The organism is Streptomyces sp. ISL-98 (assembly GCF_018614055.1).
Classification (GTDB): domain Bacteria; phylum Actinomycetota; class Actinomycetes; order Streptomycetales; family Streptomycetaceae; genus Streptomyces; species Streptomyces spiramyceticus.
Map to the genome: position 1 here is coordinate 71,076 of NZ_JAGGPB010000050.1, position 18,930 is coordinate 90,005.

Genomic DNA, 18,930 nt, shown 5'->3' on the forward strand with positions numbered 1-18,930 from the left:
TTTCCGTCCTCTCGGCGATCTTGATGGGTTCGAATTCTCAGTATGGGGGAGTGAATTAGGTGTCTGGGATGTATGAGGCTGCTGTCGTGGCGTACTGGGAAGAGATCCTGTCCGGGTACGAGAGCGAGGGGACGGCGCCGTCGGGCCGGGGGGCCGGGCGCGAGCTGAATTGCGATGTGCGGGCGCTTGCCGAGGTTGCGGAGCGGGCGGGGGTTTCGTTCGAGGCCGCGGTCACCGGGGTGTGGTCGCTGGCGCTCTCGCACGCGCGCGGGCGCCGCGATGTGCTCGTCGGGGTGACCGGTGGCGATGGGGCGCTGCGTCCGGTACGGGCGCTGCTGCTTCCCGGCGAGCCGGTGGGCGTGTGGCTGCGGGGACTTGAGGAGCAGATGGCCGCCTCCGGGGCTCGGGAGGCGCTGACTGCTGAGGCGCTGCGGGAGCTGGCGGGGGTGCCTGCGGACGCGGCGTTGTTCGACGGAACGATTTCTTTTGCGGCGGTTGACGGAGCGCGGCCCACTGCGCGGCTTACTGCCTTTGCTGACGAGTCCGGCGAAGCGCTGACGGCGGAGATGAGCCGACTCGCGGAGGCGGTGGCGGCCGATGTGGAACTGCCGTTGGCCGGTTTGCCCTCCCTGTCCGACGCCGAGCGCGCCCTGATTCTGGACGAGTGGGCTTTTGCCGAGCGCGGCTTCGGTGGCGTGACGCTGCCGGGGGTTTTCGCGGAGCAGGTGGTGCGGGCGCCGGAGGCGGTGGCCCTGGTCTGTGGCGAAGAGAGCCTTACGTACGGGGAGTTGGACGTACAGGCGAACCAGTTGGCGCATGTGCTGCGGGACCGTGGGGTCGGCCCGGGGGTTCCGGTCGGGGTGTGCCTGCCGCGCGGTATGGAGCCGGTCGTCGCGCTGCTGGCGGTCCTGAAGTCGGGTGGCGTGGCGGTACCGCTGGACCCGGCGTACCCGGCAGAACGGCTGGAATTCATGGTCGCAGACTCGGGCCTGGCCGTGGTGCTGGCTGCGGCTTCGACCGTTTCGGCGCTGCCCGACACTCATGTGCTGCTCGTGGACGAGGCGGCCGAGGAGATGTCCGGGCGGCCGGAGTTCGCCCCCGCGCTGGAGGTGCCGCTGCTGCCGCAGAGCGCGGCGTACATCTTCTACACCTCGGGCTCGACGGGCCGCCCCAAGGGCGCGGTGCTGCCGCACGAGGGCTTCCTGCGCGTGGCGCGCGACCCCAGCTTCGCTCTCACCTCTGCCGACGTGGTGTCGCAGTTGAGCACGCTGTCGTTCGACGCGGGTGCGCTGGAGATGTGGAGTGCGCTGGTCAATGGCGGCACGCTGGCGATTTCGCCGGAGCGGATGCTGTCGGTGGAGGAGCTGGGTGCGTTGCTGCGTACCCACGGTGTGACGGCGCTGTGGCTGACGGCCGGACTGTTCCACGAGGTCGTCGACGCCGACGTACGGCTGCTTTCCGGACTGCGCATGGTGATGTCGGGCGGTGATGCACTGTCACCGAGGCATTGCCAGAAGGTACTTGAGGAAGTGCCCGGTGTGCGTTTGGTCAATGCCTATGGACCGACGGAAGTATCGATTACCGCTTCCACCCACGTACTGAATGGCTCCCCTGCCGGAGAAAATCCGGTACGACTGGGCGGGCCCGCGCCGGACACCGGGGTGATGGTCCTGGACGCGTGGCTGCGGCCCGTTCCGGTGGGTACTCCGGGAGAGCTCTATGTCGCGGGTATCGGGCTGGCGCATGGCTATGCGGGGCGTTCCGGGCTTACTGCGGGGCGTTTTGTGGCGTGCCCGTTCGGTGGCGCCGGGAAGCGGATGTATCGCACCGGGGATGTGGTGCGCTGGCTTCCGGACGGTGTACTGGACTTTGTCGGCCGTGCGGACAACCAGGTCAAGGTGCGTGGTTTCCGCATTGAGTTGGGTGAGGTCGAGGCGGCCCTGACAGGCCACCCGGCGGTCGCGCAGGCGGTGGCGGTGGTACGGGCGGACCGGCGCGGTGTGAAGCAGCTGGTTGCGTACGTCGTGGCTGATGCGGATGCCGGTACGGATGCGGATGCCGGTACGGATGTGGACCCGGCGGGGCTGCGGGAGTTTGTGGCGGCGGGGCTGCCGGAGTACATGGTTCCGGCGGTGTGTGTGGTGCTTGATTCTCTTCCGTTGACGGCGAATGGGAAGGTGGATCGTAAGGCGCTTCCGGAGCCGGATCTTTCGGTTCTGGGGGAGGAGTACGTCGCTCCGCGCACTGCGCGGGAGCAGGCCATTGCTGAGGTGTTCGCCGAGGTTCTGGGTGCGGACCGGATCGGCGTGCACGACGGTTTCTTCCGGCTGGGTGGTGACTCGATCCTGGCCATTCAGGCGGTGTCCCGGCTGCGCCGGGCGGGCCTGGAGATCCCGGTACGGACGCTCTTCGATCACCCGACGGTCGAAAGCCTGGCGGCTGCCGAGCTGGGCAGTGCGGCCGTCGAGGCGCCGCTGGCGCCGGTGCGCAGGGGTGGGACCTCGCCCCTGTCGTACGCCCAGCAGCGCGTGTGGTTCGCGGCGCAGATCGACCCGAGCGGTACGGAGTACAACACGGGTGGTGCGGTGTGGCTGCGCGGCCCGTTGCAGGTCCAGGCGTTGCAGGACGCCTTGAACACCCTGGTGGCGCGGCACGAGTCGCTGCGTACGACCTTCGACACCGTCGACGGCCAGGGCGTACAGATCGTCCACCCGGCCGCCCCGGTCGAACTCCCGGTGACCGACTGCCCGTCCGGCGACGTCGCCCGGACCGTGCGTGCGCACCAGGGTCAGGCTTTCGACCTGAGCACCGGTCCGCTGATGCGGCCCCTCCTCCTGCGGGTCTCCGACGAGGAACACCTGCTCGTCCTGTCGATGCACCACATCGTCACCGACGGCTGGTCCATGGGCGTACTTCTCGGTGAACTGGGAGAGCTGTACGAGGGGAGAAAACTCGCCGATCTGCCGGTCCAGTACGCGGACTACGCGGTCTGGCAGCGGGAGACGATGACGCCCCAGGCCCTCTCGGAGGGACTGAGGTACTGGCGTGACCAGCTCGCGGGTGCCCCCGCTCTCGATCTGCCCACCGACCGTCCCCGCCCCGCCGTACGCACCTCCGCCGGCGGCACACGGCGGTTCGAGATCCCGGCAGCCGTGCAGTCGCGTTTCGCGGAGATGCGCGAGGCGCAGGGCGTGACGCTGTTCATGGGCCTGGTGGCCGCCGTACAGCTGGTGCTGTCCCGCTACAGCGGCCAGAAAGACGTGGTGGTCGGCACCGCCGATTCCGGTCGCGGGCGGCTGGAGCTGGAAAGCCAGGTCGGTTTCTTCGTCAATACGCTGGCCCTGCGGACCCGCATCGACGAGAGCGGGACCGGGGCCGAGCTGCTCGCCTCGGTGCGGGAAACCGTGCTCGACGCCTTCGCGCACGCCCAGGTGCCGTTCGACCAGGTCGTCGACGCGGTCGTCACCGAGCGGGACCCCAGCCGCAGCCCGTTGGTGCAGGCCATGACGGTGCTGCAGAGCATGCCGGGCGGCATCAGCGACCGGGGCGACCTCCAGTGGCGCGAGTACCCGCTGGACGTGGAGTCGGCCCAGTTCGATCTGCTGGTGGCCTTCGAAGAGGGTCACGGCGAACTCGCCGGAATGATCAACTACAACTCGGACCTGTTCGACCCGGACACGATGGACCGCCTCGCGAGCCATCTCGTCGTCGTGCTCGCGGAGTTGGGCGAAGCCGCCGAGCGGCCGCTCACCGCTGTGCCGATGCTGACGGCCGACGACCGCGACCGCGTCCTGCGGGACTGGAACGACACCGGCGAGGACCTGCCGGAGCTGACCATGGCGGGACTGTTCGAGGCCCAGGCGGACCGCCGCCCGGACATGCCGGCCGTGGTCAGTGGCGACGTAACGCTGACGTACGCCGAACTGGACGCGCGAGCCGAGCAGCTGGCGCACCGCCTGACGCGGCACGGCGTCGGCACGGACGTCGTGGTGGGGGTCTGCCTGCCTCGCGGCGTGGAGTGGCTGACGTCTCTGCTGGCGGTGGCGAAGGCGGGCGGCGTGTACGTGCCGCTGGACCCGCAGTACCCGTCGGAGCGCCTGAACTTCATGGTCGCGGACGCCGGAATGGCTCTGGTCCTGACCGACGCGGCTTCCGTCGAGCGCATCCCGGGCGTGGACGTACCCCTGATGAGGGTGGACGCGGATGCGGCACAGGCCGGGGCGGACGAGCCCGTACGGCGCCGCACCGAGTCCCTGGACGCCGGTGCGTATGTGATCTACACCTCCGGATCGACCGGCCGCCCCAAGGGCGTCATGGTCTCCCACCGGGGCATCGTCGGCATGGCCGCCGCGCACCAGCGCGCCCTCGGCCTCACGGCGGGCTCCCGGATGCTGCAGGGCGTGTCGCCCAACTTCGACGTGGCGATGGCCGACGTGATGGTCTCCTGGTACGCCGGTGCCACCCTGGTACTGCCCGAGCCCGGCCCGCTCGCGGGCGAGGCGCTGGGACACGTCCTGCGCGAGCAGCGGATCACGCACCTTGAGATTCCGCCGGCGGCCCTGATGACCACGCCGGACATGGAACTCCCAGACCTCCAGGGCCTGTTGAGCGGCGGCGAGGCGATGACCGCCGAGTTCATCTCCCGCTGGGCGCCCGGCCGTCAGCTGCGTAACGTCTACGGGCCCACCGAGACGACCGTGACGGTGACCGTGAGCGACCCGGTGACGGACCCGGACGTCGAGAGCATGCCCATCGGCAAGCCCGTCGTGAACGCCAGGGTGTACGTGCTGGACGCGTGGCTGCGCCCGGTCCCGGAGGGGGTCGCGGGCGAGCTCTATGTCACCGGTGCCGGTGTGGCCCGTGGCTATGTGAACCGGGCGGGGCTTACGGCCGAGCGGTTCGTGGCTTCTCCGTTCGGAGGTGCCGGGGAGCGGATGTACCGCACCGGCGATGTGGTGCGGTGGCTGGCCGACGGCCAGCTGGAGTTCGTGGGGCGTGCGGACAACCAGGTGAAGGTCCGTGGCTTCCGTATCGAGGTCGGTGAGATCGAGTCGGCTCTGGCGGCCCACCCGGACGTCACGCAGGCAGTGGTCTCGGTGCGCGAGGTACGTCCCGGGGTGAAGCGGCTTGTGGGTTACGTCGTGGGGTCGGGTGTGGACCATGCCGGGCTGCGCGAATTCGTGGGCAAGTCCCTGCCGGACTACATGATTCCGGCGGCCTTCGTGGTGCTGGGCACTCTGCCGCTGACCGCGAACGGCAAGGTCGACCGGCGAGCACTTCCGGAGCCGGACCTGTCCCAGCGCGACGGCGGCTTTGTGACCCCGAGGACGCGGGTCGAGCGGCTGGTCGCCGACGCCTGGGGTGCGGCGCTGGGCGTGGACCGGGTCGGTGTACACGACAACTTCTTCGAGCTGGGCGGCGACTCGATCCTGAGCATTCAGGTCGTGTCGCGGCTGAGGCGGGCCGGGCTGGTGGTGTCGCCGCAGGACGTGCTGGTGCGGCAGACGGTGGCGGGCGTGGCGGCGGTCGCGCGTGAGGCGGACGTGGACGCGGCCGACGACATGAGCGTGGTCGAGGGGCCGGTGGTGTTGTCGCCGGTGCAGGAGTGGTTCCTGGAGACGCATCCGGTGGCTCCGGATCACTTCGGTATGTCGATGTGCGTCGAGATGGCGCCGGACGTGGACGTGGACGTACTCGCGGCGGCGGTGTCGGCGGTGGTTCGGCATCACGAGGGTCTGTGGGTGCGGTTCGAGCGGGGCGCGGATGGGTGGGCGCAGTTCGCGGGTGCGGTGGGTGATGTGGTCGTCGAGCGTGTGACGGGCGACTTTGATCCTGCGGTGCAGGAGGGCTTCCGTCTGGTGGGCGGGCCGCTGGTGCGGTGCGTGATCTCCGAGGACGAGGCCGGGACCGGCGGCCGAGTACGGCTCCTGATGGCGGTGCACCACATGGTGGTGGACGGCGTGTCCTGGCGGATTCTGCTGGAGGACCTTGCTGTCGCCTACCGGCAGTTGAGGGCCGGTGAGCAGGTGACTCTCGACCCGGTCTCGATGTCGTTCCCCGCGTGGACGGCCAAGCTGGCGGAGTACGTGCAAAAGGGCGGCTTCGCCGACCAGGCCGCGTACTGGGCCTCGGTCGTCGAGAACGCCGAGCCGCTGTGCGAGGTGGAGGCCGGGCTGAACACCGTGGGCTCCGCCGACGTGGTGTCCGTGGCCCTGTCCCGCGAGGACACGGAAGCTCTGCTCCAGCGTGTCCCGGGCGTGTTCCGGACCCAGGTGAACGACGTACTGCTGGCCGTCCTCGGCAGGGTCCTGGGCGAGTGGTCCGGCCGCGACCGGGTGTGGGTCGACGTCGAGGGGCACGGCCGCGAAGAGGCCGTACTGGGCGCGGACGTGTCCCGTACGGTCGGCTGGTTCACCTCGATCTATCCCGTGGCACTCGAATCGAGCGGCAGCTGGCGCCGGTTGATCCGCTCGACGAAGGAAGTTCTGCGGGCGATTCCCGACCGGGGCATCGGCTTCGGGGCGCTGCGCTACCTGGGCGGCGTGGATCTTCCCGATCCCGCGCAGGTCAGCTTCAACTACCTCGGCCGCTACGACGCCGACGGCTACCCGGACGTATTCGCCGGAATGCTGCCCGTGGCCGGGGATCACGGCCCCGCCGAGGAGCGCCCGTACGTCTGGGACGTGGTCAGCCGCGTCCAGGACGGCCGCCTGCACGTGGACGTGCACTACTCGACCGCTGTGCACGCCGCCGAGGAAGCCCGGCAGCTCGCTGAGCAGTACCGGGACCTCCTGCAGGAGGCGGTGGCGTACTGCCTGGCGCCCGGTGTGGGCGGCCGTACGCCCTCCGACTTCTCGTTGGTGGACTGGGACCAGGCGACGGTCGACCGGGTGGTCGGCACAGGTGAGGGCATCGCGGATGTGTATCCGCTGTCGCCGATGCAGCAGGGGATGCTGTTCCACTCGCTGGAGGATCCGGAAGGTGGGGCGTATGTGGAGCAGATGTCGTTCGTGCTGGAAGGCGCGGACGACATGGAGCGGCTGGCGGACGCCTGGCGTGAGGCGATCAACGCCTCGGACGCCCTGCGCGTTTCGATCGTCTGGGAGCAGGTGGACGAGCCCGTCGCCCTGGTGCACCAGCGCGTCGACACTCCGCTGACCTGCGAGGACTGGTCCGCGCTCACCGACGCGCAGCGCGCCGAGCGCCTGGAAGAGCGCCGACGGGCGGACACCGCGGGCGTACAGCTCGACACCGCGCCTCTGCTGCGGGTGTCCCTGGCCGACCTGGGCGCAGGCCGAATACAGGTCGTATGGACCTTCCACCACCTCCTCATGGACGGCTGGAGCACGCCGCAGCTGCTGGAGGACGTCTTCACCCGGTACGCCGGTGGGCGGACGGAGGTACGCCGCCCGTACCGCGACTACCTGGAATGGCTGGCCTCCCGGGACAGCGAGGCGGGGCTCGCATACTGGCGTACCGCACTCGCCGGCTTCGACACCCCGCTCGCCCTCCCCACCGACCACCTGCCCGCACAGGACCACCAGCGCTGGGCGACCCGGCACCTCGAAGTGGACCTTCCGGGGTCGCTGTCGACCGACGTGGGCGAGTTCGCGCGACGCCACCGGCTGACGGTGAACGCGGTGATCCAGGGTGCGTGGGCGCTGCTGCTGTCCGCGTACTCCGGCCAGACCGACGTGGTGTTCGGCGCGACGACCTCGGGCCGCCCGGCGGACCTGCCGGAGGCGGAGTCGGTGCTGGGCCTGTTCATCAACACGGTTCCGGTCAGGACCCGTCTCGACCCGTCCACGCCCGTCGTGCAGTGGCTGCAGAACCTCCAGTCCGAGCAGTGGGAGTCCCGCGCCCACGAGTACCTGTCACTCACCCAGATCAACTCGGTCAGTGAAGTCCCCTCCGGCACCGGCCTGTTCGAGAGCCTTCTGGTCTTTGAGAACTACCCCGTCGACGACGAGATGGGCACGCGCCACGGGCTGAGCGTCAAGGAAACGTACGGCGAGGGCGGCAGCAACTACCCGCTGTCTCTCACCGCGTACACCGGTGGGCGGCTGGTGGGAGACAACGACCCCGGTGTGTCACTGCGGATGTCGTACGACCCGGTGATGTTCGAGGACGGCACCGCGCGGAGTATCGGCGGCCGGTTGGCGGAACTGCTCCAGTGGATGCTCAGCCAGGAGCTCCTTGCCCAGATCCCGCTCCTCACTGACGACGAGCACACACGGATCACGCAGGAGTGGAACGACACCGACCAGGTCTGCCCGCCCCGCCTGCTGCCCGGTCTGTTCGCCGAGCAGGCCGCCAGGACCCCGGACGGGTTCGCGGTCGTCTCCGAGGGCGAGTCCCTGACGTACCGCGAACTCGACGAGCGCGCCAACCAGTTCGCCCACGTGCTCCAGCGGCGCGGTGTCGGTCCCGACGTCGTGGTGGCCGTGAGCCTGCCGCGCTGCGTCGAACTAGTCGTCAGCCTGCTCGCCGTCGTCAAGGCGGGCGGCGCGTACGTTCCGGTCGACCCGGAGTACCCGGCCGACCGCATCACCTACATGCTCAACGACTCAGGAGCCGCGCTGCTCATCGCGGCCGACGAGGCTGCGTACGCGACGTACACGGACATTGAGGTGATCCCGGCCGGTCCCGGCAACGGGGCCGCGACGCAGCCCGTCTCCGCCCCGCGCATCGACACCCGGGTCGACCACGCGGCGTACATGATCTACACCTCCGGGTCGACCGGCCGCCCCAAGGGCGTGCTCGTCTCGCACGCGGCGATCTCCAACCGGCTGCTCTGGATGCAGTCCGAGTACCCGCTGACGCCCGAGGACCGGGTGCTCCAGAAGACCTCGTCGAGCTTCGACGTCGCCGTATGGGAGTTCTTCGGTCCTCTCGTCGCGGGCGCCGGGCTCGTCCTGCCCCGCCCGGACGGGCACCGCGACCCGCAGTACCTGGCCGAGACGATCCGCGAGTACGGCGTCACGACCGTGCACTTCGTCCCCTCCATGCTGCGCGCGCTGGTCGCCGAACCGGCGACGCGTGACTGCGTCGGGCTGCGGACCCTCTTCAGCGGCGGCGAAATGCTGCAGGGCGCCCTGCGCGACCAGATCGCTGAGGTGCTGCCCCAGGCCACGCTGTCCAACCTGTACGGCCCGGCGGAAGCCGCCGTCGACGTCACGTCCTTCCACGCCGAGCCGGACACCGCGACCGTGCCGATCGGCCGGCCGGTGTGGAACACCCGGCTGTACGTGCTGGACGCGTGGCTGCGCCCGGTGCCGGTGGGTGTCGCGGGCGAGCTGTACGTCACCGGTGTGCAGCTCGCGCGGGGATACGCGGGACGCCAGGACCTGACGGCGGCGCGGTTCGTGGCCTCGCCGTTCGGGGGCGCCGGGGAGCGGATGTACCGCACCGGAGACGTGGTGCGCTGGCTGCCGGGCGGCGTGCTGGAGTTCGCCGGACGCGCCGACGACCAGGTGAAGGTCCGCGGCTTCCGTATCGAGCTCGGCGAGGTCGAGGCGGCGCTCGCGAGCCATCCCGCGGTCGAGCAGGCGGTGGTCGTCGTACGGGAGGACCAGCCCGGCGTGAAGCGGCTGGTCGGCTATGTCGTCGGTACGGGTGTGGACCAGGCCGCGCTGCGCGAGTTCGTGGGCGAGTCCCTGCCGGAGTACATGGTTCCGGCGATGTGCGTGGTGCTCGACAGCCTGCCGGTGACGTCGAACGGCAAGGTCGACCGGCGGGCACTGCCCGAGCCGGACATGGCCGCCCTGCTGAAGGACTACGTCGCGCCGCGCAATGACGCCGAGCGGCTGATGGCCGAGGTGTGGAGTGATGTCCTCGGCGTGGAGCGTGTGGGCCTGTCCGACAACTTCTTCGAGCTGGGCGGCGACTCGATCCTGAGCATTCAGGTCGTGTCGCGGCTGAGGCGTGCGGGGTTGGTGGTGTCGCCGCAGGACGTGCTGGTGCGGCAGACGGTGGCGGGCGTGGCGGCGGTCGCGCGCGACGCCGACGTCGGTGCTGCGGCGGCTGTGGGCGTGGTGGAGGGGCCTGTGGTCCTTTCACCGGTGCAGGAGTGGTTCGTACGGACGCACCCGGTCGCGCCTGATCACTTCGGTATGTCGATGTGCGTCGAGATGGCGCCGGACGTGGACGTGGACGTACTCGCGGCGGCGGTGTCGGCGGTGGTTCGGCATCACGAGGGTCTGTGGGTGCGGTTCGAGCGGGGCGCGGATGGGTGGGCGCAGTTTGCCGGTGCGGTGGGTGATGTGGTCGTCGAGCGTGTGACGGGCGACTTTGATCCTGTGGTGCAGGAGGGGTTCCGTCTGGTGGGCGGGCCGCTGGTGCGGTGCGTGATCTCCGAGGACGAGGCCGGGACCGGCGGCCGAGTACGGCTCCTGATGGCGGTGCACCACATGGTGGTGGACGGCGTGTCCTGGCGGATTCTGTTGGAGGACCTTGCTGTCGCCTACCGGCAGTTGAGGGCCGGTGAGCAGGTGACTCTTGACCCGGTCTCGATGTCGTTCCCCGCGTGGACGGCCAAGCTGGCGGAGTACGTGCAAAAGGGCGGCTTCGCCGACCAGGCCGCGTACTGGGCCTCGGTCGTCGAGAACGCCGAGCCGCGGTGCGAGGTGGGCGCAGGGCAGAACACCGTGGGATCGGCGGATCTCGTGTCCGTCGTGCTGCCCCGCGAGGACACGGAAGCTCTGCTCCAGCAGGTGCCCGGCGTGTTCCGGACCCAGGTCAATGACGTGCTTCTCGCCGTACTGGGCCGGGTCCTGGGCGAGTGGTCCGGACGCGACCGGGTGTGGGTCGACGTCGAGGGGCACGGCCGCGAAGAGGCCGTACTGGACGCGGACGTGTCCCGGACCGTGGGCTGGTTCACCTCCATCTACCCCGTGGCGCTGGAATCGGGCGGCTCCGACTGGGGCGAGCTGATCCGCGCCACGAAGGAAGGCCTGCGGGCGATTCCCGACCGGGGCATCGGCTTCGGGGCGCTGCGCTACCTGGGCGGCGCCGATCTGGCGGATCCCGCGCAGGTCAGCTTCAACTACCTCGGCCGCTATGACGCGGACGGCGCCCCGGACGTATTCGCCGGAATGCTCCCGGTGGAGAACGACCGCAGCCCGGAAGAGGACCGGCCCCACGTCCTGGACGTCCTGAGCCGGGTGGTGGACGGCCGGCTGGAAATCCAGTGGCAGTACTCGAAGGAGCTGCACGACACGGAGGAAGTACGGGGCCTTGCCGAGCGGTACCGGGACGCCCTGCGGGAAGCGGTGGCGTACTGCCTGACACCTGGGGTGGGCGGCCGCACTCCCTCAGACTTCCCGCTGGTCTCCTGGGACCGGGCGACGGTCGACCGGGTCGTCGGCACGGGTGAGGGCATCGCGGATGTGTATCCGCTGTCGCCGATGCAGCAGGGCATGCTCTTCCACTCCCTGGAGGACCCGGGGGCATATGTGGAGCAGATGTCGTTCGTGCTGGAAGGCGCGGACGACACGGAGCGGCTGGCCAAGGCCTGGCGCGAAGCCATCAACGCCTCGGACGCCCTGCGCGTATCCGTCGTCTGGGAGCAGGTCGACGAGCCGGTCGCCCTCGTGCACCAGCACGTCGACGTCCCCGTCTCCCGCGAGGACTGGGCCGCGCTCACCGACGCGCAGCGCGCCGAGCGCCTCGAAGACCGCCGGCGCGAAGACCGGGCCGGCATCCGACTCGACACGGCGCCCCTCCTGCGGCTGTCCCTGGCCGGCCTGGGCGGCGGCCGGATACAGGTCGTCTGGACCTTCCACCACCTCCTCATGGACGGCTGGAGCACGCCCAGGCTCCTGGAGGACGTGTTCACCCGGTACGCGGGCGGCGCGCCCGAGATACGTCGCCCCTACCGCGACTACCTCGAATGGCTGGCCTCCCGGGACAGCGAGGCCGGGCTCGCGTACTGGCGCTCCTCACTCGCCGGTTTCGACACCCCCGTAGCCCTCCCCACGACCCCCTCCGCGACCCGCCGGACAGGGGCCGCGCAGGACATCGAGGTGCCGCTCGACGCCGGAGTCTCCGCACGAGTCGGGGAGTTCGCGCGGCGGCACCGGCTCACGGTGAACGCGGTGATCCAGGGTGCGTGGGCGCTGCTGCTGTCCGCGTACTCCGGCCAGACCGACGTGGTGTTCGGCGCGACGACCTCGGGCCGCCCGGCGGACCTGCCGGAAGCCGAGGCGGTACTGGGCCTGTTCATCAATACCGTCCCCGTACGCTCCCGCCTCCGGCCGTCGACCCCCGTCGTCCAGTGGCTCCAGCAGCTCCAGTCCGAGCAGTGGGAATCCCGCCCGCACGAATACCTGTCACTCACCCAGATCAACCAGGTCACCGAAGTGCCGTCCGGCACCGGCCTGTTCGACAGCCTCCTCGTCTTCGAGAACTACCCCGTCGACGACGACCTCGCCGCTCGCCACGGGCTCACCATCACCGACACCCAGGGCGCTCTCGCGACCAACTACCCGCTCACCCTGAGCGCGTACACGGGACGCCAGTTGGTCGCGCTGGGCGGCACGGCGGCAGACATCGCGCTGCGGCTCACGTACAGCCCCGAGCTCTTCACCCGTACGACGATCGAGCGGCTCGGCGCATACCTGGCCACCACCCTGGCCGCGATGGCCGACGCCCCGGAGCGTCCGCTGTCGCAGCTGCCTCGGCTCTCGGAATCCGAGCTCGCGCAGGTCATGGGCGAGTGGTCCGAGGGGGGCGCAGCACCTGCAGGCGTGTCCGTCACGGAGCTGTTCGAGGCACGCGTCGCCGAGCAGCCCGACGCGCTCGCCGTGGTGCGCGGCCACGAGACGCTCTCGTACGCCGAGCTCGGCTCCCGGGTCGATTCGCTCGCCCGCGTGCTGGCGGCAAGCGGCGTCGGAGTGGAGTCGCGGGTAGGCGTGTGCCTGCCCCGGTCGGTGGACCTGGTCGTGGCCGTACTGGCGGTGCTGAAGGCAGGCGGCGCCTATGTGCCGCTCGACCCGGAGTACCCGTCGGACCGGCTGGAGTTCATGGTCGCGGACTCGGGCATCGAAGTCGTGCTGACGCACGGCTCGCTCTCCGGGCGCGTGCCGTACGCCGACGGCGTGCGGAAGCTGCTCCTGGACGAGATGCCGGTGCAGGCCGAAGCGCCCGCCGGCCCGTCCTTCCCGCAGCCCTCCCCGGAGGCCGCGGCGTACGTCATCTACACGTCCGGGTCGACAGGGCGCCCGAAGGGCGTCGTGGTCTCGCGCCGGGCGATGGCCTCACTGGTGCAGTGGGCCGTGTCGCTGGGCGAGGAGACGTTCTCCCGGGTGTGGTTCTCCACGTCGCTGAACTTCGACGTGTCGGTCTTCGAGCTGTTCGGCGCGCTGGCGGCGGGCGGCACCCTCGACATTGCGCGGGACGTCCTGGAACTGGCGGAGCGTACGCAGGGCTGGTCCGGCAGTCTCATCTCTGCGGTGCCTTCCGCGCTGGGCGCGGTCCTCGCGGAGGACGGTCTCGGAGTCTCGGCCGGGCATGTGGTGCTGGCCGGTGAGGCGTTCCCGACCGCGCTGTACGACCGCATCGGCGAGGTCATGCCGGACGCGGTCGTGGCGAACATCTACGGTCCGACCGAGGCGACCGTGTACGCGACAGGCTGGTTCTCCGACCAGGAGCAGACGCCCGCCGCGGGCTCGGTGCCGATCGGGCGTCCGGTCGCGGGCAAGGCGCTGCGCGTGCTCGACGCGTGGCTGCGGCCCGTTCCGGCGGGTGTGTGGGGCGAGTTGTACATCGGCGGCCAGGGCGTGGCCCGCGGCTACCACAACCGGCCCGGGCTCACGTCCGAGCGGTTCGTCGCCGATCCGTTCACCCCGGGTCAGCGGCTCTACCGCAGCGGAGACGTCGTGCGGTGGCGGCCCGACGGCGTACTGGAGTACGCGGGCCGCAGCGACGACCAGGTCAAGATCCGGGGCTTCCGGATCGAACTTGCCGAGATCGAAGCCGCGTTGACGCGCTGTGCGGGCGTGGTACAGGCGGCCGTGGTCGCGCGCGAGGACCAGCCCGGGGTGAAGCGGCTCGCCGCCTACATCGTCCCGGCCGCCGGAGCCTCCCCGGCGGTGGACGCGGTCCGCTCGGAGATCGCCGAGGTGCTGCCGGAGTACATGGTGCCCGCGGCCCTGACGGCGCTCGACGCGCTGCCGCTCAACGCCAACGGCAAGCTGGACCGGCGGGCGCTTCCGGCCCCGGACCTGTCGGCCCTGAGCGAGACGTACGTCGCTCCTCGCACCCCGCAGGAGCAGATGATCGCCGACGCGTTCGGCGCGGTGCTCGGCCTGGAACGCGTCGGCGTACACGACAACTTCTTCCAGCTGGGCGGCGACTCGATCGTCAGCATCCAGGTCGTGTCCCGGCTGCGCCGGGCAGGTCTTGAGGTGTCCGTGCGGGAGATCTTCGACCACCCGACCGTCGCCGGCCTGAGCCCGCGAGTTCTCGGCGGAGGCGGAAGCAGCGGAGGCAGCGGCGCGGGCATTCCGCTCGCGCCGCGCGAGGCCGCCATGCCGCTCTCCTCCGCCCAGCGGCGCATGTGGTTCGCCGCCGAGCACGCGCCGGAGAGCACCGAGTACAACTCGGGCCGTGTGGTGTGGCTGCGCGGCGAGCTGCGGACCGACGCGCTCCGCAGCGCGCTCGACGCGCTGGTGGCCCGGCACGAGTCGCTGCGTACCACCTTCGACACGGTCGACGGCCAGGGCGTGCAGGTCATCCACCCGCCCGCCCCGGTCGACCTGCCGGTGGTCGACTGCGACCCCGCCGGTCTGGATGACGCCGTGCACACCCTCCTCATGGACGTGTACGACCTGCGCACCGGACCGCTGCTGCGGCCGACCCTGCTCCGGGTGGCCCCCGACGAGCACGTCCTCGTGCTGGCGATGCACCACATCATCACCGACGGCTGGTCGCTCGGTGTGATCCAGCGCGAGCTGAGCGCGCTGTATGAGGGTGAGGCCCTGGCCGGACTCCCCGTCCAGTACGCCGACTACGCCGCATGGCAGCGCGACCGCCTGACGCCCGGCGTACTGGAGAGCGGACTCGGCTACTGGCGCGAGCAGCTGGCGGACGCCCCCGTACTGGAGCTGCCCACCGACCGTCCGCGTCCCGCCGAGCGGACCACGGCCGGTGCCAGTGAGCATGTGGTGATCCCGGCCGACGTGCTGGAGCGGCTGGCCGACATGTGCCGGGCGCAGGGCGCGACGCTGTTCATGGGGCTCACCGCAGCGGTGCAGCTGCTGCTGTCGCGCTACAGCGGCCAGTCGGACGTCGTCGTCGCCACCGTCACCTCGGGCCGTGAGCGCGACGAGCTGGAGGACGTCGTCGGGTTCTTCGTCAACACGCTGGCGCTGCACACCCGGATCGACGAGGCCGCCACCGGCGCCGAACTGCTGGGCGCGGTGCGGGGCACCGTCCTCGACGCCTTCGCCCACGCGGACGTGCCCTTCGACCGGGTCGTGGACGCGGTCGTCACCGAGCGTGACCCGAGCCGCAGCCCGCTGGTCCAGGCAGCGGTCAGCTACGAGAATCTCTCGGGCGCCCCGGAGACGGCGCGGGCCGGTCTGCGCTGGCAGGACTACGCCATGCGGTCCACGACGGCGCAGTTCGACCTCACGATGGACTTCGGTGAGGTCGAGGGCGAGATGCGCGGCTACATCGTCTACAACACCGACCTGTTCGACGCGAGCACCATCCGGCGGATGGCCGGCCACCTGCTGATCGTGCTGGAGGCCCTCGCCGACGGCGCCGAGCGGCCGCTGTCGCAGATGCCGCGGCTTTCGGCGCCGGAGCGCGACCGGGTGCTGGGCGAGTGGGCCGAGGGTGACGCCGGGCCCGCCGGTGCGGTGCTCACCGAGGTGTTCGCCGAGCAGGTGGCGCGCGCCCCGGAGTCTGTCGCGCTGGCGTGCGGCGAGGACCGTCTGACGTACGCCGGTCTGGACGCACGGGCGAACCGCCTCGCGCACAGCCTGCGGGACCACGGTGTGGGTTCGGAGGTACGGGTCGGGGTGTGTCTGCCGCGCGGCGTCGAGCCGATCGTGGTGCTGCTCGCGGTGTTCAAGGCCGGTGGTGTGTATGTGCCGCTCGACCCCGAATACCCGGCCGAGCGCCTGTCGTTCATGGCGGCCGACTCGGGCATCGAGCTGCTGCTCACCACGGCCTCGGCGGTGGATGCCGTGCCGGACGCCGGCGTGCCGGTCGTCCTCATCGAGGACCTCGTGAGCGAGGCAGACGACACCTCCGGCCGTCAGGGCCCGCCCGCGGTGTCACTGGTGCCCCAGAACGCGGCGTACGTCTTCTACACCTCGGGGTCGACGGGCCGCCCGAAGGGCATCGTCGTGCCGCACGCCGGTGTGCTGCGAGTGGCGAGGGACGCGCGGCTCGCGTTCACCTCGGACGATGTGATCAGCCAGACCGCCACGCTGTCGTTCGACGCCAGCGCCCTGGAGATCTGGAGCGCCTTCGCCAACGGCGCCACGCTCGCGGTGTCCACCGCGCGCGTGCTGTCCGTGGAGGAGATGGGTGCGCTGGTACGGGCCCACGGCGTGACCGTGCTGTGGGTGACCACCGGCCTCTTCCACGAGGTGGTCGACGCCGACGTACGGATGCTCTCGGGCCTGCGCATGGTGATGACCGGCGGTGACGTGCTGTCGCCCCGGCACTTCCAGAAGGTGGTGGAGCAGGCCCCCGACGTGCAGTTGGTCGCGGCGTACGGTCCGACGGAGACCAGCATCTTCGCGACGGTGCACCTCGTCGAGGGCGACACCGTGGGGCCGACCATGCCGATCGGCCGTCCCATCGGGCGGACCCGCGCCTATGTGCTGGACTCCTGGCTGCGCCCGGTGCCGGTGGGCGTCGCGGGCGAGCTGTATCTGGCCGGTGAGGGCGTGACCCGAGGCTATGCGGGACACCCCGGACTGACCGCGAGCCGGTACGTGGCCTGCCCCTTCACGGGGGAGCGGATGTACCGCTCGGGCGACGTGGTCCGATGGCTGCCCGACGGGCAGCTGGACTTCGTGGGCCGCGCGGACAACCAGGTCAAGATCCGCGGTTTCCGTATCGAGCTGGGCGAGATCGAGATCGCCCTGGCGAGCCATCCGGACGTCGCGCAGGCCGTGGTCGCCGTACGGGAGATACGCCCCGGGGTGAAGCGGCTGGTCGCCTACGCGGCCGGCACCGGTGTGGACCAGGCCGGGCTGCGGGAGTACGTCCGCGCGTCGCTGCCGGACTACATGATGCCGACCGCCTTCGTGGTGCTGGACGCTCTCCCGCTGAACGCGAACGGGAAGGTGGACCGCAAGGCACTGCCCGAACCGGACATGGAGGCGGCGGCCGGCCAGGAGTACGTGGCACCGGGCACGCCGCGCGAGCGGGCGCTCGCCGGGGTGTGGGCCGAGGTGCTGGGCCTGGAACGGGTCGGCGTACACGACAACTTCTTCGAGCTGGGCGGGGATTCGATCCTCAGCATCCAGGTGGTGTCACGGGCCAGGGAGGCGGGCCTTCGGATCTCTCCGAAGAACCTGTTCAAGGCCCCGACCATCGCCGGGCTGGCCGAGCTGGTCACCGAGGAGGAGTCCGGGACCGAGGTGCAGCAGCCGGTGACGGGCGACGTACCGCTCACCCCAATCCAGCGCTGGTTCTTCGACAGCTTCACCGCGCCCGAGAACCTCATCATGGCGACGTTCGTCGAGCTGGGCTTCGCGGACGTCGACCGGGCGGCACTCGAAGCGGCGGTCGCGGCGCTGCTGCGGCAGCACGACGCCCTGCGGATGCGGTACGTACCGGAGGAGGGCGGCTGGCGGCAGTACATCCGGGGCGAGGAGTCCTTGGACGTGCTCACCTGGCACGACCTGTCGGGTGCGGCGGACCGCGAAGCCGTGGTCGCGCGGGCCGTGGCCGAGGCGCAGACGGGGCTCAGTCCGGTGGACGGTCCGATGATCAAGGTCGTCCTGTTCGAGTCCGACGACCGGGCACCTCAACTCTTCGTCGCCATCCATCACTTGGTGGTCGACGGCGTGTCCTGGCGCATCCTGCTCTCCGACCTCGCGACCGCCTACGAACAGGCGCGGCGCGGCAGGACCGTCGACCTCGGCGCCAAGACGACGTCCTTCCAGTCCTGGTCCCGGGCGCTGGCCGCCCACACGGAAGCGGGCGCGCTGGACGAGGAGATCGCGTACTGGAACGAGGTCACCTCGGGCGCCCCGGCGGAAGGGTCCGCCCTGCCCGTCGACCTCGACGGCGCCAACCTGGACCGGTTCCGTGCGGTCGCCAGTGCCGAACTCGACGAAGCCGCCACCAGATTGCTCCTCCAGGAGGTACCCGGTCGCTACCGGACACAGATCAACGACGTACTGCTCTCCGCCCTCGGCCGGACGCTCACCGACTGGTCCGGACAGCCCGAAGTCCTGGTGAACCTGGAAGGCCACGGACGGGAGGAAATCATCGACGGAGTCGACGTGTCACGCACGGTCGGCTGGTTCACCACGCAGTTCCCGGTGCGGCTCGCGGCGCCGGCCACGTGGGAATGGCGCCCGCAGATCAATACGGTGAAGCGACAGCTGCGGGCCGTCCCGCAGCGCGGTATCGGATACGGCCTTTTGCGCTACGTCAAGGGTGCGATTGCGGAAGGGCCCGAACCGCAGGTCAGCTTCAACTACCTGGGCCAGTACGACGCGGCGGACAGCACCCAGGGCTTCTACGGCCCGCCGGTCCCGTACGCCGCGTCGGCGGCCCCGGCCACCGAGGAGCGTCACCACCTGCTGGACATCGTGGCGATCGTCTCCTCGGGCAGGCTCGTGGTCCAGTTCATGTACGCGACGGACACGTACCGCCCCGAGACGGTCACCGCGCTCGCCGAGGACTTCGTCTCCGCACTGAGCGAGATCATCGACGGAAGCTGAGCCGGAATGAGGT

At 70.5% G+C, this 18,930-nt stretch carries 1 protein-coding gene; it reads left to right on the plus strand.

Annotation, left to right across the window (positions count from 1 at the left end; genetic code table 11):
* The first annotated feature begins 68 nt into the window (after positions 1–68).
* Complete coding sequence (locus J7I98_RS30490; RefSeq protein WP_251021453.1) at positions 69–18,917, plus strand: non-ribosomal peptide synthase/polyketide synthase; 18,849 nt, start codon at positions 69–71, stop codon at positions 18,915–18,917.
* Positions 18,918–18,930: the final 13 nt, after the last annotated feature.

Coding starts and splice junctions, on each gene's coding strand:
- J7I98_RS30490 (WP_251021453.1), top strand. CDS start 69: ATGTATGAGGCTGCTGTCGTGGCGTACTGGGAAGAGATCCTGTCCGGG.